The organism is Rathayibacter sp. PhB127 (assembly GCF_003751665.1).
GTDB lineage: Bacteria > Actinomycetota > Actinomycetes > Actinomycetales > Microbacteriaceae > Rathayibacter > Rathayibacter festucae.
The window spans coordinates 1,686,132-1,706,691 of record NZ_RKHW01000001.1; the positions used below are offsets into that span (position 1 = coordinate 1,686,132).

Here is a 20,560-nt window from a genome sequence, read left to right on the forward strand (position 1 = left end):
GGGCCGTCGCGTCGCTCGGGCGCAGGACGAAGGGCCGCCGTGCGCTCAGCACAGCGGCCCTTCGTCGGTCTGCGGACGCTACTGGAGCGTCACGGAGACCGGGGCGCTCTCGGTCGTGTTGCCCGCCGCGTCCGTCGCTTGGGCGGTGAGCGCGAACGTGCCCTGCAGCCCCGCGGTGTCGGAGGCCAGCGACCAGGTGTCCTCGTCGGTCTGGACGCCGTCGCCGATCTCGACACCCTCGACGAGGAACACGACCCCGGTCACGGCGACGTCGTCGGTCGCGGAGACAGTCGCGATCGCCGGGCCGCCGAGCACGTCACCCGGCTCCGGCGCGGTGATCTCGACCTCGGGGGCGGAGGTGTCCTCGGCGGGCATCTCCGGCTCCGCGGGCGAATCGGGCCCATCGGGCGCGGACGGGGTCGCCGTCGGTGCCGGAGCGGGGGGCGCCGGAGCGGTCGTGGGCGTCGACGTCGGCGCGGCGCTCGGAGTCGCGGTCGCCGCCGGGGTGCTGCCGCTGGCGCGGAGGTCGACGTCGTCCCAGATGCCGCTGAGGTAGGCCGTGGTCGGCTGGGGGCTGCGCGCGTCGAGGTCGGCGGCGGTCAGCGAGCCGAGGCTCTGGTCGACCGTGAAGCCGCCCGATCGCGCCGTCTTGCCGGGCAGGTTCGTCCGCGTGTTCGTCACCGAGTCCCAGGAGGGCTGCAGCGAGCCGATGAAGGTCGAGCCGGACGCGTCGACGTTGCCGCCGCCCGAGCCCTGGATCGCGCTCAGGCTGCCGGGGCCGTTCTGCGCTCCCGCGGAGCCGGCACCGCCCCGGAGGAACGGGTAGCGCTGCGCGGCCGTGCTGCCGCCGACGACGAGGGTCTCGTCGAAGGCGACGTTGCGGACCCCGCCGATGATCACGGCGCTGTTGTTCGAGGCGAACACCACGGTGTCGCGGAGCGTGACCTGGCCGGTGATCCCGGAGCCCTCGATCTGCAGGGTGTCGGTGTGCGGGCGCGGCTCGCGGTTGCCGCCGTACCTCGCGTCGACGTAGTAGGAGGGCGCGAAGTAGCCGCCCTCGACCAGGACGTCGCTCAGCTGGTCGGGAGCGTAGGCCTTGATCTGGGCCGAGTCGGCGTTCTTGACCGTCGAGTCGGGTTCGACGACCTCGATCAGCTCGACGTCCCGCACGGGCAGGCCCGCCGACGCCGCGAGACCGAGCCAGTTGTCGGCGATGCGGAGCCAGGCGAAGGAGGCGTGCTTCGCGCCCTTGACGTCGAGCGAGTCGATGTCGAAGCGCATCAGCGTGATGCCTGTGACCCCGCGCAGCGCCCAGTCGCCGCCGGTCACCGAGCGGAAGCCGTCGCGCGCGGTGATCAGGACCTTGGATGCACCGCTGTTGGTGTAGCCGTTCAGGGCCGAGAGGTCGGCGACGCGGCCGGGGGCGACGCGGACGACGGCGCCGTTCGCGATCTGGTTCGCGGTGAGCCGGTCGAGTGCGGTGCGGATCGCCGGGCCCGAGGCCGCGACATCCACGACGGTGGCGCCGCGGGGGAGCCCGGAGCGGATGTCGGGGGTGTCCGAGGGGTAGTGCGTGCCGTCGGGCCCGGAGGTGATGACGGAGACGGCGGCGGAGGCGGCCGGTGCGTCCTGGAGCACTGTCGCGCCGATGACGATCCCGACGGCGGCGGTGATCGCGAGGAGGCGGGCGAGGGCGGTCCTCGCTCGGGGGCGTGCGTGGCGCGCGGCGGGGCGGAGCGGACGGGAGGGGGACGACCTGGGGGGAGTGGCTGGTGCCATGGGGTGTCTTCCGATCGGGTCGGGCAGCGGGGGAAGGGGTGCCCGGAGCACGGCGCGGCAGAAGCCTCGAGGCGCTGAACGGTCCGGGGTCCTCAAGGGGCCTCGGAGTCCCGCGGCGGTGCGGTCCGGGCGGTCGGTGCGGGGAGAGCAGGGCGGGTGGTGCGCGGAGGAGGGTCGGGGACGGCGGTGCGTCGGAGTCGACGGGGGAGGTGGAGGCAGCGCGGCAGGGAAAGGGGAGGGGTGGCGTGCTTCCACGGCCAATGTACGGGACGTGCCCCGTCAGTGGGGCACTGGCGCTGACGCCGATTCGGGCTCTACTATGCCGCGGCCGGCGAGGGTCTGGGGACGGTGGGTCTCGATACGCCGCTGCGCGGCTACTCGACCAGCATGGTGGGCCGCTGCGCGACTACTCGACCAGCATGAATCGCGGGGGCGCTGCTCGGTTGCTCGACCGGCGGGGGGTGGGGCGCTGCGCGGTTGCGCGATCAGCGGGGACGGCGAAGGGCCGGCGCCTCGTTGCCGAGGGGCCGGCCCTTCGGGGCTGAGCGCGGGGAGCTAGCGCAGCGTCACCGTCACGGGAGCGCTCGCGGCGACGTTGCCCGCCGCGTCCGTCGCCCGGGCGGTGAGCGGGAAGGTGCCGCGCATGCCGGCGGTGCTGGTGGTCAGCGACCAGGTGCTGCCCCCGGTCTTCGTGCCGTCGCCGACCTTGAGGTTGCCGAGGTAGAACGCCACGCCGGTGACGGCGGTGTCGTCGGTCGCGGTGACGGTGGCGGTGGTCGAGCCGCTGATCACGGCGCCGGCCGACGGCGAGGTGATCGCGACCTTCGGGGCGGTGGTGTCGGCGACGGGGCCGCTTCCGCCGTCCTCACCGTCGGGCGTCTCCGCGGGGAGCTCCGGGGTCTTGGTCGGCGTCGGGGTCGACGTCGGCTCGGGGGTCGCGGTCGGCTCGGGCGTCGCGGTCGGCGTCGCCGTGGGGGTCGCCGTGGGGGTCACGGTCGGCTCCGGCGTCGCGGTCGGCGTCGGAGTGGCCGTCGGCGTCGCGGTCGGGGTCGGCGTGGGGGTCGGCATGTCGACGTCGTCCCAGATGTCGACCAGGCGAGCCGTGGTCGGGCGGGGGCTCCGCTCGTCGAGCTCGTCGACGCTCATCGAGCTCAGCGTGCTGTCGAGCGTGAAGCCGCCGCGGGTCGCGGTCTTGCCCGCGATGTTCGTGACGGTGTTCGTGACGGTGTCCCACTTCGGCTGGAGCGAGCCGGCGAGCATCGAGTCGGAGGCGTCGATGTTGCCGCCTCCGGTGCCCTGGATCGCGCTGACGCTGCCCGCGCCGTTGATCGCACCGGCGTAGCCGGCACCGCCGCGCAGGAAGGGGTAGCGCTTCATCGCGAGCGGGCCGCCGACGATGAACGAGTCCTCGAACGCCACGTTCCGGACGCCGCCGACGATGACGGCGCTGTTGTTGGAGGTGAACACGACCGTGTCGCGGAGGGTGATCTGGCCGGTGACGCCGCTGCCCTCGATCTGGAGGGTGTCGGTGTGCGGTCGTGCCGGGTTCGACCCGCCGTAGACGGCGTCGACGTAGTAGGACGGCGCCAGGTAGCTGCCCTCGACCAGGACGTCGCCCATCACGTCCGGCGAGAACGCCTTGATCTGCGCCGAGTCGGCGCTCTTGACCGTCGAGTCCGGCACCACGACCTCGATCAGCTCGACGTCGCGCACCGGCACGCCCGCCGACGCGGCGAGTCCGAGCCAGTTCTTGTTGATCCGCAGCCAGGCGAACGAGGCGTTCGTGGCGCCCTTCACGTCGAGCGAGTCGATGTCGAAGCGCATCAGCGTGATGCCGGTGACCGAGCGCAGCGCCCAATTGCCGCCGGTGACCGACTGGAAGCCGTCTCGGGCGGTGACCAGGACCTTCTCGCTGCCGGTGTTGCGGTAGCCGTTGAGCGCGGACAGGTCGGAGATGTGACCGGGGGCGACCCGGACGACGGCTCCCTCCGCGATCTGGGTGCGGGTGAGCGAGTCGAGGGCCTTGCGGATCGCCGAGCCGGACGCGGCGGCGTCGACGACGGTGTAGTCCGCGACACCGGAGCGGATGTCGGGGGTGTCGGAGGGGTAGTGCGTGCCGTCCGGCCCGTGGGAGGCGCTGCCCTCCGCGGCCGACGCGGCCGGGATCGACACTCCGGTGACGCCGATCGCCACGGCGGCGGCGATCGCAAGGACGCGCAGGGCGTCCTTGGGGCGGCGGAGGAGGGGGAGGGCGGTTCTGGAGCGGGTGGTCGGGGGCATGTGGTGTCGTCCGATCGACTCGTGCTGTGCGGGGAGGGGACTGGTGCGGTGCGGAGGTCGCCCGGAGCGCGTCGACGAGGGAGCCTCGAAGCGGGCGGCGGATCGGTGCCGCGCCGGGGAGCGGTGCCGAAGGACGCGTCGCTGCGGTCCGGGCTGATGGAGTGCGGCACTGCCGCGGTGACGCCGCCGCGGCGCGGACGCCGGAGCGGCCGTGCATCGGGTTGTCGGGTAGGCGCTTCTCGACCCTCCCGAGGGAGGACGAACCGCGTGCTCGCGGACCTCCGAGGGCGAACCTCCGGAGCGGGTGCCGAGCCTGTGGAAGGATTCAGGGAGCCTCCCAGCTTCGTCAGGATAGGGACTCCCCGACGAGCGACACACCACCCCGAGGGGGGTCGGAGCGGCAGACAGACGCTCACCTTCGTCCGGCTACTGCAGAGCCCCCAGCACGACAGCGGCCGCCCGCGCGACGAGGGCGTCGTCGTAGTCCGCCTCCGGGTCGTCGCGGGAGGTCAGGACGGACAGCACGATCGGGTCTCGGCCGGGAGGCGTGACGACGGCGACGTCGTTGCGGAGGCCGCCCGCGCCGCCCGACTTGTCCGCGACGGTCCAGCCCTCGGGAGCGCCCGCGCGGATCAGCGCGTCGCCGGTCGCGTTGCCGCTCATCCAGTCCAGGAGCAGCGCGCGATCCGCGGCGGGAAGGGCCTCGCCGAGTGCGACGGCGGTGAGATCGGCGGTGAACGCCGCCGGAGTCGTGGTGTTCGCGGTGCTGCCCGGGGCGATCGTGTTGAGGGCGGGCTCCTCGTCGACGACGTCGGTCGTCGTGTCGCCGAGCTGCTCGAGGGCCCGGTCGAGGGCGACAGGCCCGCCGAGGCGGTCGAGCACCAGGTTCAGCGCCGTGTTGTCGCTGCGGCGGACCGCGGCCTCGGCCAGCTGCGCCAGCGGCAGCCCGCCGTCGATGCTCTCGCCCGTGACGGGGGAGTAGCCGGCGGCCTCGACGTCCGCCGCGGTCCAGGTGACGACCTCGTCGCGCTCGTCCGCGGGGACGCTGCGCAGGAACTCCGCGGCGGCCAGGGCCTTGATGCTCGACGCGTAGCCGAAGCGCTCGTCCTGCCGGTGCAGGACCTGCCGGCCGCTGCCGGTGTCGACGGCGCTGACGCCGATCCGCGCGTCGAACTCTGCCTCGAGGGCGGCGAGCTCGGCGGAGACGTCGACGGGGGCGGGTTCCGGAGACGATGCGGCGGAGATCGACGGGAGCGGCGTCGGCGGACGCGAGGCGGCGGGCGCGCTCGGGGACGAGCAGCCGGAGAGCACGAGCGCGAGGCCGGCGGCGAGGACGGGGAGGGATCGTGCGGGCGATCCGGGACGGCGGGGGCTCACAGGACGGAGTAGACGACGACGAAGGCGAGCGCGGCCGCCGCCGTGACCGCGACGGCGGCGAGGGCGATCGGCCACCGCGGTCGCCTCCTAATTACCGCGAGAGCGAGGAACGCCGCGCCGAGGACGATCTCGAGCCACCAGTAGACCGGGCTGGTGGTGTCGGCGACGTTCGCCAGGGCCCAGGCGCCCTCGCCGATCAGGACGCCGGACAGCGGGGCGACCGCGAGCACGCGCCAGGGCGTCGTGCCGTGCAGCGTCAGTGCGGCGGCGGCGCCGAGGATCGGCCCGGCCGGCACGGCCAGCAGCCAGAACACGTCGGAGAAGGGCGGGGAGTAGCCGAAGCCGCGGGCGGCGGTCACCAGGTCGTAGCCCTCGAGGAGGGCCCAGAAGGTCAGGAGGCCGAGCGCCGCTGCCGCCACGGGCCGCGCGCCGCCGAGTCGCACCAGCGCGAAGACCAGCATCGACCAGCCACCCGAGGAGTTGGCGAAGGAGTTCACCGGCCCGGGCAGCGAGCCCTGCAGGAGGCTGGTGAGCCCGCCCAGGAGCAGGCCGCCGACCAGGGCGACGAGGAGGGCGCGCGCGAGGCGCGGGCGGGACGGGGCTGGAGGCATGAGTCGATTCTCGGAGGTCGTGAGCGGCGCGGCATCGGGGATGACCCTGATCGGGATGCTGGGGGACTGAGTGCTGCGGCGGGCGGGGCTCGATACGCGCCTTCGGCGCTACTCGACCAGCGAGGAGGCGCGGGTCCGGACGGGCTGGGCGAACTGCCGGCGCAGCGCCCCCATGCTGATCGAGTAGCCCGCGGAGCGGGCGTATCGAGATCCACCGTCGTGTCACACCCTTCGAGCAGAACTCCTCTCGAGTGCGCCGCGGGTCAGTCGAGGACGGCGTAGGCCTCGAGCTCGACCAGCACGTCGGGCTCGAAGAGGAAGTCGACGCCGATGGCGGAGAGCGGCGGCAGCGGGTCCGGCAGGCCGAGCTCCTCCCGCACCTGCTCGATCCCCGCGACCCACTCGGCGAACATCTCCGGGGTGGAGCGGGTGAGGAAGAAGCGGAGCCGGACGACGTCGTCGAAGGTGGCGCCGGCTCCGGCGAGCCCCCGGGCGGTGCTGCGGAGGACCTGGGCGACCTGGCCGGCGAGGTCGTCGGGGGCGAGGCGGTTCCCTGCGCCGTCGCGCGCGATCTGACCGGCGACGTGCACGTGACGGCTGCCGGTGGCGACCGAGACGTGGTCGTAGTTCACGGGCTGGAGCATCCCCTCGGGGGAGCTGGTGCTGACGGTCATCGTGTCCTTCTCTCGGGTAGGCGGTTCCCTCTGTCTACCTGGTGCACGAAGGGCACTTCAACGAGACTAGGTGGCATGGACGACACCGAGCCCGCCGCCCCGACCGGCGCCCCCACCGCCGCCCCCACCGCGACCGAGCTGCTGCAGGTCGACGCTCCGCACCGCGAGCTGCTGGACGAGCTGCTCGACAAGTGGTCGCTGCAGGTGCTCGATCAGCTCTGCGAGCGGCCGCTGCGCTTCAACGAGCTGCGGCGGGCCGTCCCGGCGGTGGGGCAGAAGTCGCTGACCGCGACACTGCGCCGGCTCGAGCGCAACGGGATGATCAGCCGCGTCGTCCTCGAGAGCCGGCCGATCGCGGTCGAGTACCGCATCTCGCCGATCGGGGACACGCTCAACGAGCTGGTCGACGCGCTGCTGCGCTGGACCGACCGGCAGCTGCCGGCGGTGCAGGCGGCGCGGGCGCGGTACGACGGGGCGGAGCCGGCGGCGCGTGGGGGTGCGGTGGATCTCGATACGCGCCCTGCGGGCGCTACTCGATCAGCATGAGGGGGCGCACTTCGGGCGCTGGTCGATCAGCATGAGGGGGCCGCTCTGCGGAGACGGCGGAAGCAGGCTGACGCCGAGCCGCGGGGCGGGCCGTCCTCATGCTGGTCGAGCAGCCGCGGAGCGGCGTCTCGAGACCTGACGGTCTCGGCGAGGGCGAGCTCGCGGACGGTCATCACCCCGAAGCCGCTCGAGGCGCCCGAGACGATCACGACTCTCGACACGGTGGTCCTTTCCTGGGGGAGAACGGGTCGGTTCCACTCTCGGTCGGACGCGGCTGCCGCGGTGTCGTGATCCTGCGCAGGAGGAGCGCGATCCTGCGGAGTCGGTCGTCTTGTTACCGTGAACAATCTGCATTAGGTTCAGCGTGTCGACGAGGATTCCCCGTCCTCCCACTAGCTCGACAGGTGTTGCGCAACTCGCGCTCTCCGCCTTCCCCACATCGGATTCAGAGGCGAATCCGGAGAGGAACCGTCAATGTCGACGTCCCCCCACCTGAAGAGTCCGGATGCGAGAAGACCGGATTCGAGAAGACCGGATTCCAGACGATCCGACCCGAGGGCGATGCGCGCACTCGTCACCGCCGCGGCGGCGTCGGTCGCGCTGCTCGCGTCCTGCGCGGTCCCGGTGACAGCCGCTGCGGCAGCCGATGCGGTCCCGTCTCCCGAGCAGAGCCTGCTCGCGGACTTCACCTTCGATGCCGCCCCGAGCAACGGCGCGTTCGTCGATCGCAGCACCCGCGCTGCCGTCCAGGGAGCGGCGAACCTGGTCCCCGGGAACACGGGCCAGGGCACAGCCGCGCGCCTCTCGTCGGCCTCGTGGCTCGACCTGACCGCCACGGACGGCAAGGCGCTCCTGGCCGGCCGGCAGAACGTGACCATCTCCTACGACAGCAAGCCCGATGCAGCGGCGAACACCGGCTGGGCCGTCTTCGCCGCCCGCTCCACCACGCGTCAGGAGTACGCCCAGGAGCACTACCTCGGCGTCCTCGATCGGACCTCGGGGATCACGGTCGAGCGGTACGACAACACGAACGGCCGGAACACGGCCGGGAACCTGGCCACGACGGCGACGAACGCCGAGTGGAAGCACGTCGATCTGGTCGTCACGGAGACGACGACGCGTCTCTTCGTCGACAGGAAGCCGGTCGCCGTCAACGGCTCCGGGGTCCCGCTGAGCCAGATCCTCGGCTCGTCCGGCGGAGTCCTCCAGGTGGGCAAGGCGAACTGGGGCGGGGGAGAGTACTTCTCCGGCCTGATCGACAACCTGCGCATCTACAACCGGGCGCTCTCCGGCGCGGAGCTGGGCGCGGAGAACCCGGCGGTCACCTCCGACGCGGGCGCCGCACTGGCCGTGCCGGCCACCGTGCTCGGCGACCTCCCGTCCCGCGTCCTCGGCAAGCAGGTCACCTGGAGCGCCACCGGCGCCGGAGCGGGCCGCGTGCAGTCGAACGGAGCGATCGACACGTCGGGCCTCGGCACCGGGACCGCCGCCGTGACGCTCACCGCCACCGTCGAGGGCAGCAGCCAGACCTTCCGCTGGGACAGCCGCATCGCCGCTCCCGGCGGACGGATCGCGACCTACGTCAAGACGGTGACCACCACCGCCGGGACGAAGGACGACCCGCTGGCCTACAACGACGACCGCCGCGCCGACGCGCTGTACGCCGCGGCACTGCCCGCCGGCGGCAGCAGCTGGGAGCCGCTGAACCGCTCCCAGGCGATCCTGTACGTCGCCAACGACGGCGATCAGGGCGCGAAGCCGAACGCCCAGGTCGGGTCGCCGAGCCTCTTCCGGTCCGCGAACGGGGCGCTCGGCGCGGTGTCCGCGCAGAACAACGCGACCGATTCCGTCTACGTGTGGACCTCGCCCGAGGGCAGCACGTTCTCGCAGCAGCGCGCCGTGCGGATCGCTCCCGGCTCGGTCGTGACCGACCCGCGGATCGTGTTCGACGCCACGGCGCAGAAGTACAAGGTGTTCTGGACGGACCTGCTCACCGGTGAGGGACGGGTGACGGTCCTCGCCGACCTGACCGCGAGCACTCCTCTCGGCGTCACGTCGAAGGCGGACACCCGGGTCCTCGGCGTCCAGGGCGCAGGACTCCCGTCCTGGGCCGCGCAGAGCCAGGCGAGCGACCTCGCGCTGACGGCCGCCGAGTTCGACGTCTTCTACAAGAACTACGTCGACCTGCAGAACACGGGCGTCGAGAGGATCGACGCCACGGTCGCCCAGGGAGCCGGAGCCGCCGGAGTCGCGGCCGCGCTTCCGAAGCAGGCCACGCTGGACTACAACGACGGATCGAAGAAGAGCCTCAACGTCGACTGGCAGGACGACCTCTCCGCAGTGGACACCACGAAGCCGGGCAGCTACCAGGTCTCGGGCACCGTCCAGCAGGACCCCGAGGAGATGGTGAGCGACGCCCGCGCCGATCCGCACGTCTTCTTCAACCCGGACGACGGCTACTACTACCTCACCGGATCGCACTACGGCCAGTCCTCCCTCGGACCGATCGAGGAGAGCTCGAGCTACCGCAAGATCGGCCTCAAGCGGGCCACGACGCTCGCGGGGCTGCAGGACGCGCCGGAGCAGATCGTCATCGACCCGGACAAGGGCACGCCCGGCAAGGAGGGGCAGTATCCGAACACGTTCTACGGCTGGGGCGGCTTCATCTGGGCGCAGGAGTTCCACAAGATCAACGGCACCTGGTGGATCGTCGCCGGGATGAACAAGGGCTACGCACCCGTCGGCGGCTTCTGCGACAACACCGTCCTCATTCCGTACACGGGCACCGACGTATCGATCGCCGCGGGCGGCTTCTTCGACCAGACCAAGTGGGGCGAGCCCGTCGTCCTCGACGGAGCCGCGTTCGACGTCAGCTACTTCGAGCGCACCGAGGCCGGCAAGCAGCAGGGCTACTGGATCATGCCCTCCGGCGGCCAGATCCTGATCGGAAAGGCCGTCTCCGGCCCGAAGGGGACAGTGCCCCTAGTCGACGGCGAGCTCACGCGCGTGTACGGCGAGAGCCAGCCGTGGGAGATCGGCAAGCTCGCGCCCACTCCCAGCGACACGACCGAAGGACGCGACCAGGGAGTCGTCGAGGCGCCCTTCATGGTGCAGCAGGGCGACACCATCTCGATCACCTACTCAGGCGGCACGGTGGACAAGTACTACAGCCTCGGACTCCTGAGCACGACCGCGACGGCGAACCTGCAGGATCCCGCGAGCTGGAAGCAGACCGCGTTCCCGGTCCTCGACACCAACGACACCTTCACCGGTCGTCTGGGAGCGGACGAGACGAGCTACTACACGAAGCAGCAGGCCGGAACGGGTCACAACTCGTTCGCGAAGGACGAGTCCGGCAATCTCGTCCTCGCCTACCACGCCCGCCCGTACCAGGACCCTCACCTGGCGACGGACCCGGTGAACGCCGGTGGCCTCTTCGACTCCGACCGCAACACCTGGTTCAAGGGCGTCAACGTCCGGGCAAACGGCAGCCTCGATCTGTCGCTGACGAAGAACCAGGAGGTGGCGCCGGGGAACCGGACCGTCACCGCCACCGTCGTCGTCCGGGGAACGACCCCGACGGTGACCGCCACCGCCACGTCGCGGTGCGTCGCAGGGAAGGCCGTCGTCACGGTCGTCACGAAGAACACCGGTACCGCCGCCGCGGTGGTCACCTGGACGACGCCCTGGGGTGAGCGCTCGCAGAGCGTCGGTGCGCAGAAGACCGCCTCTCTCGCGATCACGACCCGGGCAGCCGCCATCACGGCGGGGACCCTCACCGGGACGTCCGTCGCAGCAGGCACGAGCACGCCCGTCACGGCGACCTACCCCGCAGCTCGCTGCGGATAGGGCGCCGGGGGAGTGGGGCCGGCCCGCGGGCCCGCCCCACTCCCCGCGACCCATCCACCCTCTGATTTCGATCCTTTCCGGATCAGGGCAGGCAGCGCTGCCTCGCCCGAACGACAAGGAGTTCCCATGAAACCCACCACACGGTGGCGCGCCGCCCTGGTCGGTGCGCTCGCCTCGGTGGTCGTCGCAGCCGGCGTCGCGCTGCCGGCCGTCCCGGCGACCGCCGCCGACGATCTCCTCGTCCGCTACGACTTCTCCCAGCTCTCCGGCACGACGGTCCCCGATTCCTCCGGCGGCGGGCGCACCGCGATCCTCCGCGGCTCCGGAGCACAGGTCTCGGGGAGCGAGCTCGTCCTTCCGGGAGGCGCGAGCGGCAGCGCCGCGGCCTACCTCGAACTGCCGCGCGGCCTCATCGACGGTCGCGACACCCTCACCATCCAGACCTGGCTGCGCAACGACACCGGAGCGGGCAACTACGCCGCCGTGTTCTTCGGGACGGCCGAGAGCCCGCCGTCCCAGTACTGGCTGCTCAACCCCCGCGACCCCGGCGGGCGCTTCAAATCGGTCATCACCGCGAGCCGCAACGCGCAGGCGCCCTGGACGACCGAAGCGGGCATCCCCGCGAGCGGACCGACCGGACCCGGCACCGACGCCTCCTGGGGCCTCTACACCACCGTCCTGCAGCCCGGGAAGCTGACCGGCTACTACAACGGCCGCCTCATCGCCGAGACCGTGACGAACCGATCGGTCAGCGATCTGGGCACCGACCTCGTCGGCTACATCGGCCGCTCGTCCTACCCCGACCCCTACTACAAGGGAGGCGTGCGGGACTTCCAGATCCGCACCAGCGCTCTCTCCGCCCAGCAAGTGGCGGACAGCTACTGGACGGGCGTCGACGCCGGTGTCCGCACCGCGGCCCTCGCCTCCGACGCGGCGGCCATCGACCTCGGACCCTCCCGCGTGAGCTCCGACCTCGCACTCCCCACCACCGGCGCGCAGGGCTCGAGCATCCGGTGGACGAGCTCCGACCCGGCGCGTATCAGCAGCACGGGAGCGGTCACCCGGCCCTCCGGCAGCGCCGACGCCGCCGTCACGCTGACCGCGACCATCACCCTCGGCGGCGCCTCGACCACTCGCGACTTCCCGCTCACCGTCGCCGCGCAGAACGCCCAAGCCGACCTCGACGCTCTCGCCGAGAGCATCGTCCTCCGCCCGACGCTCGCCGACGGCGAGCTGCTCCCCACCGCTCCCGCCGGCGCGACGCTCACCTGGCGCACCACCACCTCGGGCGTGAGCATCGCAGCGGGCGCGGTGCGCACGAGCGGCACGACGGCCGTCTCGGCAACCATCGCGGGGGAGCTCCGCGCCGGAACGGCCACCACGACGAGGACCTTCTCCGTCCGCGTCCTTCCGACGGGCCGGGCCCGCTACCTCCTCGCCTACGAGCGCACGGCGCTGGGATCGCAGGAGTACGGCAGCAACGTCGCGTACAGCATGCACCTCGGCCTCGGTACGACCCGCACCAGCACCGAGGCGCTCAACGACAACACCGGAGTCCTGTTCGCCGACGCTCAGCCCACCGGCGTGCTCGATGTCGTGCAGACCCGGACGCTCCGCGACCCCTACGTCTTCCAGCTCGCGACCGGCGGCTACGGCGTCCTCGCCACCCGCACGCTCACCAACGGCGACGTCGACTCCGAACGCCGCGGAACGCCGCTCTTCTTCACCACCCAGGACCTCGTCTCCTACGAACCGCGTGGCTTCGTCGACCTCGGGGTGACCGTGGCCTCCGAGCCGCGCGCCGTCTGGGACTCGGCGGCCAAGCAGTACCGAGTGACCTGGAAGGACGCGGCGGGAGCGGACTTCTCGCGGTCCTTCACCGACCTCGCCGACGCGGGAACCCGCGGCGACCTGCGCCGAGGCGCGATCTCGCTGCCCGATGCCGCCGTCTCCACCTCGATCACCGGAGCCGTGCCGTCCAACCTGCTGGTCGTCCCCACCGACACCGCCTCTTCTCTCGAGAAGCGACTGGGCCGTATTCGGAACACCACCGTGGCCGTCGACGCCGCGACCGTCCCGCAGGGGGCGGCGGTGCCCGCGCTCGGTGCAGCGACGCTCGGCTACTCGGACGGCTCCACGAAGAAGCTCCCGGTCGACTGGTCTGCCGCCGATCTCGCCGCCGTCGACACGTCCACGCCGGGGACCTACCAGGTCAGTGGAACCGTGCGACAGCGCGACTACGCGGCACCCTTCATCCGTGCCGAGGCCGACCCGAACATCCTCCGCTGGAAGGACCGGTACCTCTTCATCTCCACGGACGACCGCGGCGACGACCAGCCCGGCATGTTCCTGCGGAGCTCACCGACCATCGACGGCCTTCGCACCGCGGCCGACAGCATGGTCGTGGCACAAGGCACAGCCGGCATCGCCGGCTGCTACTGGGCGCCCGAGCTGCACGATCTCAATGGAGAGCTCTACATCTTCTACTCGCCCTGCATCGGCGCCATCGACTGGCAGCGAGTGACGTCCTACGTGCAGAAGCTCAAGACCGGCGGCGACCCGACACGTCTCGCTGACTGGGAGACGCCTCGCCCCGTCCTCAAGCAGGACGGCACGGCGCTCCAGCGCGATGCTCAGCACCCCGGCATCAGCCTCGACATGACGGTCTTCCAGGACGGCGGCCGCACCTACGTGTCCTGGTCGCAGCGCTACGTCACCGGCGGTGTCATCGGCGACGCCGAGCTCTGGATCGCCACCATCGATCCCGCGAACCCGTGGCGCCTCACCAGCGAACCGCGCAAGCTCGTCACCGCCTCCTACGGCTGGGAGACCAACCTCACGAACGTCGCGGAAGGAGCGACGGCCATCACTCACGACGGGAAGGTCTACCTGACCTACTCGGGATCGGGAACCGACCGCACGTACGCCGTCGGCCTCCTGACCGCCCCGTCCGGCGCCGATCTCACCGACCAGACGGTCTGGGCCAAGTCCGACGCTCCGCTCCTGAAGAGCGACCCGGCCGCGAACCTGTGGGGCCCCGGACACAACAGCTTCACGGTCGACGAGGACGGCAACGAGGTCCTGGTGTTCCACGCCCGCTCGAACGGAAGCAGCAACCGCGACACCTACCTCCGCCGGATCCACTGGGCCGCCGACGGGGGACCGGTCCTCGACATGAGCGCCGCGGAAGAGGTGCTCACCGCGAATCGCACGGTCCGCACCACCATCACCGTCCAGGCGTCGGCCGTCACCGTGACCGCGACCGCCACGACGCGCTGCATCTCCGGCAGGGCCGTCGTCACGATCACCACCCGCAACGCCGGCGCCGGCACCGCGGACGTCGCCTGGGTCACCCCCTGGGGCGCGCGCAGCCAGCAGATCGGTGCACAGAGGACGGGCACGCTGGCGATCACCACCCGGGCCGCCTCCCTGTCGGCCGGGACGCTCGGGGGAACCGCCACGGTGAACGGGGCCGCCACTCCGGTCACGGCGACCTACCCCGCAGCACGCTGCAGCTGAGCCGACCGAGAGGGGGTCCGTCCACGTCGAGTGGGCGGGCCCCCTCTCGGCGTTCCCGGACACCGCGCGCGCCGGTGGCACCGCGCAGCGAATGACGACTCGGACCGGAGCTGCAGGGACACGCGTGATGCTTCTCCGCTCTCCTGTCCGAGTCGGTCGGCGAGGCCCTCTCGAGAGGCGGCAGGAGAGACACCGAGAATCGGAGGACGAGCGTGATCTCGCGTCGATTCTCGGACGGGACGCAATGACGATGGCAATAGCAAGGCAAATGGCAATGGCGGTGAAGGATGTCGAGCATCCGAGTGATTCCGGAATGCGCCGCGGGCGCGGCCTCGACTCTTCCGGAATCGTGACGTGGCAGGAGAAGACGGAAGGCCCCGGCCCGGCGAGGCGACCTCGTGCTGAGGTCGCTCGCCGGGCCGGGGCCCGCAGGTGGATCTCTCGGACTACATTCCGTCGGACAGCATCGACTGCACGAGTTTCACGTGGCGCTCGAAGCCGAGCTCGGTGTACTCGGGGTTGTAGTTCAGGCCGTAGGGCCACATGTGGCCGCCGCCGCAGTTGATGGTCGCGGTGGGGCCGTCCCAGGTGCGCAGCAGCGGAAGGGCAGAGGTCCAGCCGTTGTTCTGGCAGCGGTCGACGAAGGCGTCGTAGCCGACTCCGACGGTGTGCGAGAGCTCGTGCAGCGCCGTCCCCTCCTGCATGTAGCCGCGGTCGGCGCCGAAGCGAATGGTGCCGTTCGGGTTCGCGTCGGCGGTGGGCACACCGGGCACGTAGTAGACGGTGTAGAACCGGTCGATGTTCGAGAGGCGGTTGTAGCGCGCGACCGCCCGATCCATCGCATCGGTGATCCGGGCGTAGGCGTCGAGCTCGTCGGCGGAGGGGTTCGCTGAGCGGACGAGGGCGTAGGTCATCTTCTGCACGGTCGGGTCGGTGATGCTCCACCGCTGCACCTTCGAACCGGTGCAGGTCCACTGCTGGATCGCGGCGCCGTCGGTCTGAGCGAAGTCCCTGTCGTCGAGGCAGAGATTGCTGTGGCGGTTGAGGATCTGGCTGGATCCGCCGCCGACGTCCGTGATCTGCCACTGCTGATTGGGGGCTCCGGTGCAGGTCCACTGCCGCACCTCGGCGCCGGGAGTGGTTCCGAAGTTGTAGTCGTCCAAGCAGAGGTTGCTGAAGACGTTCTTGATCTCGGCATACCCGGTTCCCAGATCACGGATCTGCCAGCGCTGATTGCTCGCTTCCGAGCAGCTCCACTGGCGGACTTCGGCACCCGGCTGAGTGACGAAGTCGAAATCGTCCAGACACATGCTGCTGTGCTGATTGCGGATCTCCTGGGCAGCGCCGACCCCGACGGGCGCAGTCGCGGCCTCGGCAGGAGCGGCGAAGCCGAGGGTGGTCAGGCTCGCGATCAGCGCGGCCGTCATCGTTCCGAGTAGGCGTGCCTTGATGGTGGACTTCACTGTCCTGGACATGCAATGCCTTTCAGGTTCTTCGGCCGCCCTATCGGGTGGTCGACGTACTGATCCGGTCCACCGCGGATACGGTGAGAAGATCATTGATCCGGCTTTCCGGCGCATTCTTCAGAAGGTCGAAAGACGCGACTCGACGCGATGGAGAGGCCGGCCTCCGGGTCTTTCGAGGACGAGCGGATTGTTATCGTGAACACTCCTCCTGGTCCGATCTTGTGCGTGTCGGACGACTGCTGTCAAGCCGGAATGACGCCCCGACTGGGGGACAAAGCTTCATTCCGAGCGCCATTCGGCTTTGTGGCCGATGAGCGTCCGATACGAGTTCCGAATGCCGACAAGTGTCCGTTATTGGCGGGACGGATATTTAACTTGTTACCGTGAACATTTTGTTGCTACGGTGAAGCCGCCGCCACCGGGACGACACTCCTCCGTCCGCGGCCGGCCGATGGTTCGAAGCAGAGCCCGAGAGGATGCGTCACTGATGACGTCACGACTTCCGCGTCCCGGACGCCCCTCCGCCGAGTCGACCCGCGGCCGACGACGCAGGGCCGGCTGGCCGACCCTGGCGATCGCCGCACTGCTGCTGACCGGGGCGATGGCCCCGCTCGGAGCGGCCGGCGCGGCGACCACCGTGCCGGAGCCGCTCCTGCGCTACAGCTTCGACGAGAGCGGGACCTCGTCTGCCGTCGGGTCGGCGATCCCTGATGGGGCGATCGTCGCGGACGGAGCCTCGAGTCCGCACCCCGGAACCGTCGTCGGGTCCGGAGCCCGCTCGGTCGCCGGGCCCTCCGGTTCCGCCTCCGATCGCGCGCTCTCCCTCCCCGGAGGCGCGAGCGGATCGACCGCCGCCTCCGTCCGGATCGCCCCGGGGCTGATCCCGGCCGGCACGGTGGACGTCACGATGTCCGCGTGGCTGCTCTGGAGCGGCTCGCCGGAGTGCACCTGGCCCTTCACCCTCGGGTCGGGCGTCTCCGCGCACCTGCTCGCGACCACGCAGTGCGGCGCGTCCGCGTACGGGGCCCTCACGAACGGCACCGAGGTGCGCGCGTCCGCTCCGGCTCCGGTCCCCGCCGCCCGCTGGGTCCACATGGCCGTCGTCGTCGACGGCGGCGACTCCGTCTCGACCTACCTCGACGGCAGCCTCGTCGGGCGTGGGGTGACGACCTCCACCGCGGTGGCCGCGATCGGCTCCAGCACCTTCTCGGGCTACCTCGGCAAGTCGTTCTACGGCGCCGACGCCTTCTGGGCCGGTGCACTCGACGACGTCCGAGTGTGGTCCTCCGCATTGTCCGCCGAGCAGATCCAGCAGAGCGCCGCGGGTGTCCACTCCGCGCTCGCGACGAAGGACGCGGCGGTGTCGCTCGGCGGCACGTCCGCTGTCACCGCGGATCTCTCCCTCCCCGCCGGCGGCGCGAACGGCTCGACTCTCACCTGGTCCTCCAGCGCTCCCCGCACGGTCTCCAGCACCGGAGCGGTCACCCGGCCGGCCGCCGGCAGCTCCGATGCCGTCGTGCAGCTGACCCCGACCGCCACCCACGGGGCGGCGACCGTCATCGGCTCACCGATCACCGTCACCGTGAAGGCGTTCGCCGCCGGTGACAGCGTGCAGGCCGAGCTCGCTCGCGCCGTCGCCGACGCCGTGCGCAGCGACCCGGCACTGCAGGGGCCGGTCCGCGGCAGTCTCTCGCTGCCCGACTCGGGAGCCGACCTCGACGCGGTCGCCTCCCGAGCGGGAGCCGCGGACGCGGTGATCGAGTGGTCCTCCTCCGCACCCGCCGTCGTCAGCGCCGTCGATGAGGGCGCGGAGCCGGACGTCGTCCGGAAGGGCTCGGTCACCCGCGGGAGCACCGACACCGCCGTCACCCTGACCGCCACCGTGCGCGTCGCCGGGACGACCCCGGTGACGGTGTCGCTGCCGGTCACGGTGCTCGCCGCATCGCCTCTCGACCCCGCCGACCTGGACGCCTACCTGTTCGTCTACTTCACCGGCGACAGCGTCGAGGGCGAGAAGCTGCGCTTCGCGACGTCCGACGGCGACAACGCCCTGCAGTGGAAGACCCTCAACGACGCCCAGCCGGTCCTCACCTCGACCAAGGGGACCCAGGGGCTCCGAGACCCGTACATCCTGCGCTCGGCCGAGGGCGATCGCTTCTTCCTCATCGCGACCGACCTCTCCGTCGGCCGCTCGGGCTGGGGAGAGGCGACCAGCAACGGCAGCCGCCACCTGGAGGTCTGGGAGTCCACCGATCTCGTGAACTGGGGCGAGCAGCGCCACATCGAGGTCAACGTCCCGAACGCCGGGATGACCTGGGCGCCCGAGGCGACCTACGACCCGGCCATCGACGCCTACGTCGTCTACTGGACCTCCTCGATGTACCTCGACGACGCGCGCACCCGGCCCGACGGCAACGGGCCGCAGATCGTCACCTCCATCACCCGCGACTTCCGCACCTTCACCGAACCCGAGCCGTGGTTCGCCTCCGCCGACGTCGCCGGGCTGAACAAGGGCAACGGCCTGATCGACGCGACCGTGCTCAGGGAGGGCGATCAGTACTACCGCTTCACCAAGGCCACCCAGAGCTCCGGGTGCCCGTCGCCGGACATCATCGGCCAGCGCTCCAGCGACCTCCGCGCCACCACCGCCTCCGGCGCCTGGAGCCTCATCGACACCTGCATCGGCCGCACCGCCGGCACCCCCGAGGTGGAGGGTCCCGAGATCTTCCGCGCCAACCCCGGCGACACCAGCGGCTACCGGTACTTCCTCTGGGTCGACAACTACGGGGGAGTGGGGTACATCCCGCTCGGGACGAACTCGCTCGAGGGCGACATCCAGTGGACGTACCCCGCCGCGTTCTCGCTGCCGAGCTCGCCCCGGCACGGCTCCGTGGTGTCGATCACGGCGAAGGAGCGCGACGCGCTCGCGGCGAAGTGGAACCCGGCCCTCCTGGTCACCTCGGTGAAGCCCGTCGCCGCCACCGCCCCGGTCGGCGCCACGACGGTGGCACTGCCCGCCACCGTCTCGGCCGGCTTCCGGGACGGTCACAGCGAGACCGTCGGCGTGACCTGGCGCACGGCCGACCTCTCAGGGCTGAAGAAGGCCGGCGACAGCGTCCAGGTGACGGGACGGCTGCAGAACTCGTCGGCGACCCTCGCCGTGGCGACGATCACGGCCACGGCGCCCCCGGCGGCCCCCGCGATCGCGGCGACGGCCACGGCGTCGACCCGCTGCGTGCAGGGCAAGGTCGTCCTCTCGGTCGTCGCGACGAACCCGAACGCCTTCCCGGTGAAGATGGTCGTCACCTCGACCTCGGGCTCGAAGACGTTCGCGGAGGTGGCCGCCGGCAAGAGCGTCACCCACTCGTTCACGACCCGCACCGCTGCGCTGCCCGCCGGCTCCGCGACCGCCACGGCCACCGCGTTCGTCGCGGGCAAGCCGGCCACCGCGACGGCCACGGCGCCGTACGCGGCGGCGAGCTGCGGCTGAACCCTGTTCCTTCCACGACCCGACCGACCACCCGACACCACTGAACCGGACGGCGAAGCTGCCGTCTCGAGAACGGAGAACACCCGCATGCAGAACCACACCTCCACGGCTCGCTCCTTCCTCCTCCGCGGCGCCGCCGGTCTCGCCGGAGGCCTGCTCCTACTCGGCGTCGCCGGCACCGCCTTCGCCGACGAGCAGCAGGGCGCGGACGACGTCGACGTGAACGTGCAGATCGCGCCGCTGACCGGCGGCGGCGCCCTCTCGATGACCGTCGCGAGCGACTCCACCGCCCTGACCGAGAACGGCTCGAACAGCGTCGTCCGCCAGTTCACCGGCACCCTGCCGACCGTGACGGTGACCGACACCCGCGACCCGGCCGACATCCCGGCGGAGGCCGGCTGGTACGTCCTCGGAACCGCGAGCGACTTCACCTCGTCGACCGGCGACATCATCGGCGCGGAGAACCTCGGCTGGGCGCCGAACCTGATCGACGGCGGCGACTCCGGCCTCGTCGCCGAGGGCGACGTCGTCGACACCGCCATCGACGGCGGCCCCGACGGCGTCGGCCTCGTCGACCAGGAGCTGCTCGCCATCACCAACGACAGCGCCGGCGTCGCGGAGGAGGGCTCCTGGACCGCGAACGCGGCCCTGACCCTGAAGACCCCGACCACCGTCGACGCGGGCGACTACAGCTCGACGCTCACCCTCTCCCTCTTCGAGTGACCCGGCGCACGCCGACCGAGCGGCCGCCGTCGTGCCCCTTCGATGCTGGTCGAGTAGCCACCCCCCGGCGGCGCGTGCGCGTCATGCTGGTCGAGTAGCCGCCGCAGGCGGCGTATCGAGACCCACCCTGCCGAGCACGGTCGATCTCGACCCACCCACTCCGCGGCCCACTCGATCAGCACGCCGACGTCCCCGCCCGCCACCGCCCGCCCCTTTCCCCCAGGGATGACCTTGCGCTCACCGCAC

At 71.5% G+C, this 20,560-nt stretch carries 11 protein-coding genes; 5 read left to right on the plus strand and 6 right to left on the minus strand.

Going from position 1 to position 20,560, the window contains the following annotated elements; all coding sequences use genetic code 11:
- Positions 1 to 78: 78 nt before the first annotated feature.
- The 5 genes from EDF22_RS08050 to EDF22_RS08070 form a co-directional block, all read right to left on the minus strand.
- Positions 79 to 1,779: an Ig-like domain-containing protein gene (locus EDF22_RS08050; RefSeq protein WP_123703816.1), complete on the minus strand. Its 1,701-nt coding sequence runs from the start codon at positions 1,777 to 1,779 to the stop codon at positions 79 to 81.
- Positions 1,780 to 2,334: 555 nt separating this feature from the next.
- A complete protein-coding gene (locus EDF22_RS08055; RefSeq protein ID WP_123703818.1) occupies positions 2,335 to 4,059 on the minus strand; it encodes an Ig-like domain-containing protein in 1,725 nt (574 codons plus the stop codon).
- 426 nt (positions 4,060 to 4,485) lie between these two features.
- Positions 4,486 to 5,436, minus strand: a complete 951-nt coding sequence (bla, locus tag EDF22_RS08060; RefSeq protein ID WP_185038809.1) for a class A beta-lactamase — start codon at positions 5,434 to 5,436, stop codon at positions 4,486 to 4,488.
- Positions 5,433 to 6,047 (minus strand): DUF6518 family protein, encoded by a 615-nt coding sequence (locus EDF22_RS08065; RefSeq protein WP_123703822.1) that lies wholly within the window; start codon positions 6,045 to 6,047, stop codon positions 5,433 to 5,435. The genes bla and EDF22_RS08065 overlap by 4 nt, the downstream gene beginning before the upstream one ends.
- A 263-nt stretch (positions 6,048 to 6,310) precedes the next feature.
- Positions 6,311 to 6,721 (minus strand): Rid family hydrolase, encoded by a 411-nt coding sequence (locus EDF22_RS08070; RefSeq protein ID WP_123703824.1) that lies wholly within the window; start codon positions 6,719 to 6,721, stop codon positions 6,311 to 6,313.
- 75 nt (positions 6,722 to 6,796) lie between these two features.
- Between EDF22_RS08070 and EDF22_RS08075 the strand changes: the two genes are divergently transcribed.
- From EDF22_RS08075 to EDF22_RS08090, 3 genes are all read left to right on the plus strand, one after another.
- Positions 6,797 to 7,267: a helix-turn-helix domain-containing protein gene (locus EDF22_RS08075; protein WP_123703826.1), complete on the plus strand. Its 471-nt coding sequence runs from the start codon at positions 6,797 to 6,799 to the stop codon at positions 7,265 to 7,267.
- Between the two features lie 561 nt (positions 7,268 to 7,828).
- Positions 7,829 to 11,116 (plus strand): LamG-like jellyroll fold domain-containing protein, encoded by a 3,288-nt coding sequence (locus tag EDF22_RS08085; protein ID WP_185038811.1) that lies wholly within the window; start codon positions 7,829 to 7,831, stop codon positions 11,114 to 11,116.
- 126 nt (positions 11,117 to 11,242) lie between these two features.
- Complete coding sequence (locus EDF22_RS08090) at positions 11,243 to 14,635, plus strand: family 43 glycosylhydrolase (RefSeq protein WP_123703832.1); 3,393 nt, start codon at positions 11,243 to 11,245, stop codon at positions 14,633 to 14,635.
- A gap of 446 nt (positions 14,636 to 15,081) precedes the next feature.
- Here EDF22_RS08090 and EDF22_RS08095 read toward each other — a convergent pair whose 3' ends face one another.
- Complete coding sequence (locus tag EDF22_RS08095) at positions 15,082 to 16,110, minus strand: RICIN domain-containing protein (protein ID WP_166674079.1); 1,029 nt, start codon at positions 16,108 to 16,110, stop codon at positions 15,082 to 15,084.
- 478 nt (positions 16,111 to 16,588) lie between these two features.
- On the opposite strand from EDF22_RS08095, the gene EDF22_RS08100 reads away from it, so the two are divergent.
- The gene (locus tag EDF22_RS08100; RefSeq protein WP_166674080.1) at positions 16,589 to 19,591 is read left to right on the plus strand and encodes a LamG-like jellyroll fold domain-containing protein; all 3,003 of its coding nucleotides are present in this window, start codon (positions 16,589 to 16,591) and stop codon (positions 19,589 to 19,591) included.
- A gap of 87 nt (positions 19,592 to 19,678) precedes the next feature.
- Positions 19,679 to 20,314, plus strand: a complete 636-nt coding sequence (locus EDF22_RS20775) for a hypothetical protein (RefSeq protein ID WP_166674081.1) — start codon at positions 19,679 to 19,681, stop codon at positions 20,312 to 20,314.
- The last annotated feature ends 246 nt before the right edge of the window (positions 20,315 to 20,560 follow it).

Coding starts and splice junctions, on each gene's coding strand:
- EDF22_RS08050 (WP_123703816.1), bottom strand. CDS start 1,779: ATGGCACCAGCCACTCCCCCCAGGTCGTCCCCCTCCCGTCCGCTCCGC.
- EDF22_RS08055 (WP_123703818.1), bottom strand. CDS start 4,059: ATGCCCCCGACCACCCGCTCCAGAACCGCCCTCCCCCTCCTCCGCCGC.
- EDF22_RS08065 (WP_123703822.1), bottom strand. CDS start 6,047: ATGCCTCCAGCCCCGTCCCGCCCGCGCCTCGCGCGCGCCCTCCTCGTC.
- EDF22_RS08070 (WP_123703824.1), bottom strand. CDS start 6,721: ATGACCGTCAGCACCAGCTCCCCCGAGGGGATGCTCCAGCCCGTGAAC.
- EDF22_RS08075 (WP_123703826.1), top strand. CDS start 6,797: ATGGACGACACCGAGCCCGCCGCCCCGACCGGCGCCCCCACCGCCGCC.
- EDF22_RS08085 (WP_185038811.1), top strand. CDS start 7,829: ATGCGCGCACTCGTCACCGCCGCGGCGGCGTCGGTCGCGCTGCTCGCG.
- EDF22_RS08090 (WP_123703832.1), top strand. CDS start 11,243: ATGAAACCCACCACACGGTGGCGCGCCGCCCTGGTCGGTGCGCTCGCC.
- EDF22_RS08095 (WP_166674079.1), bottom strand. CDS start 16,110: ATGTCCAGGACAGTGAAGTCCACCATCAAGGCACGCCTACTCGGAACG.
- EDF22_RS08100 (WP_166674080.1), top strand. CDS start 16,589: ATGACGTCACGACTTCCGCGTCCCGGACGCCCCTCCGCCGAGTCGACC.
- EDF22_RS20775 (WP_166674081.1), top strand. CDS start 19,679: ATGCAGAACCACACCTCCACGGCTCGCTCCTTCCTCCTCCGCGGCGCC.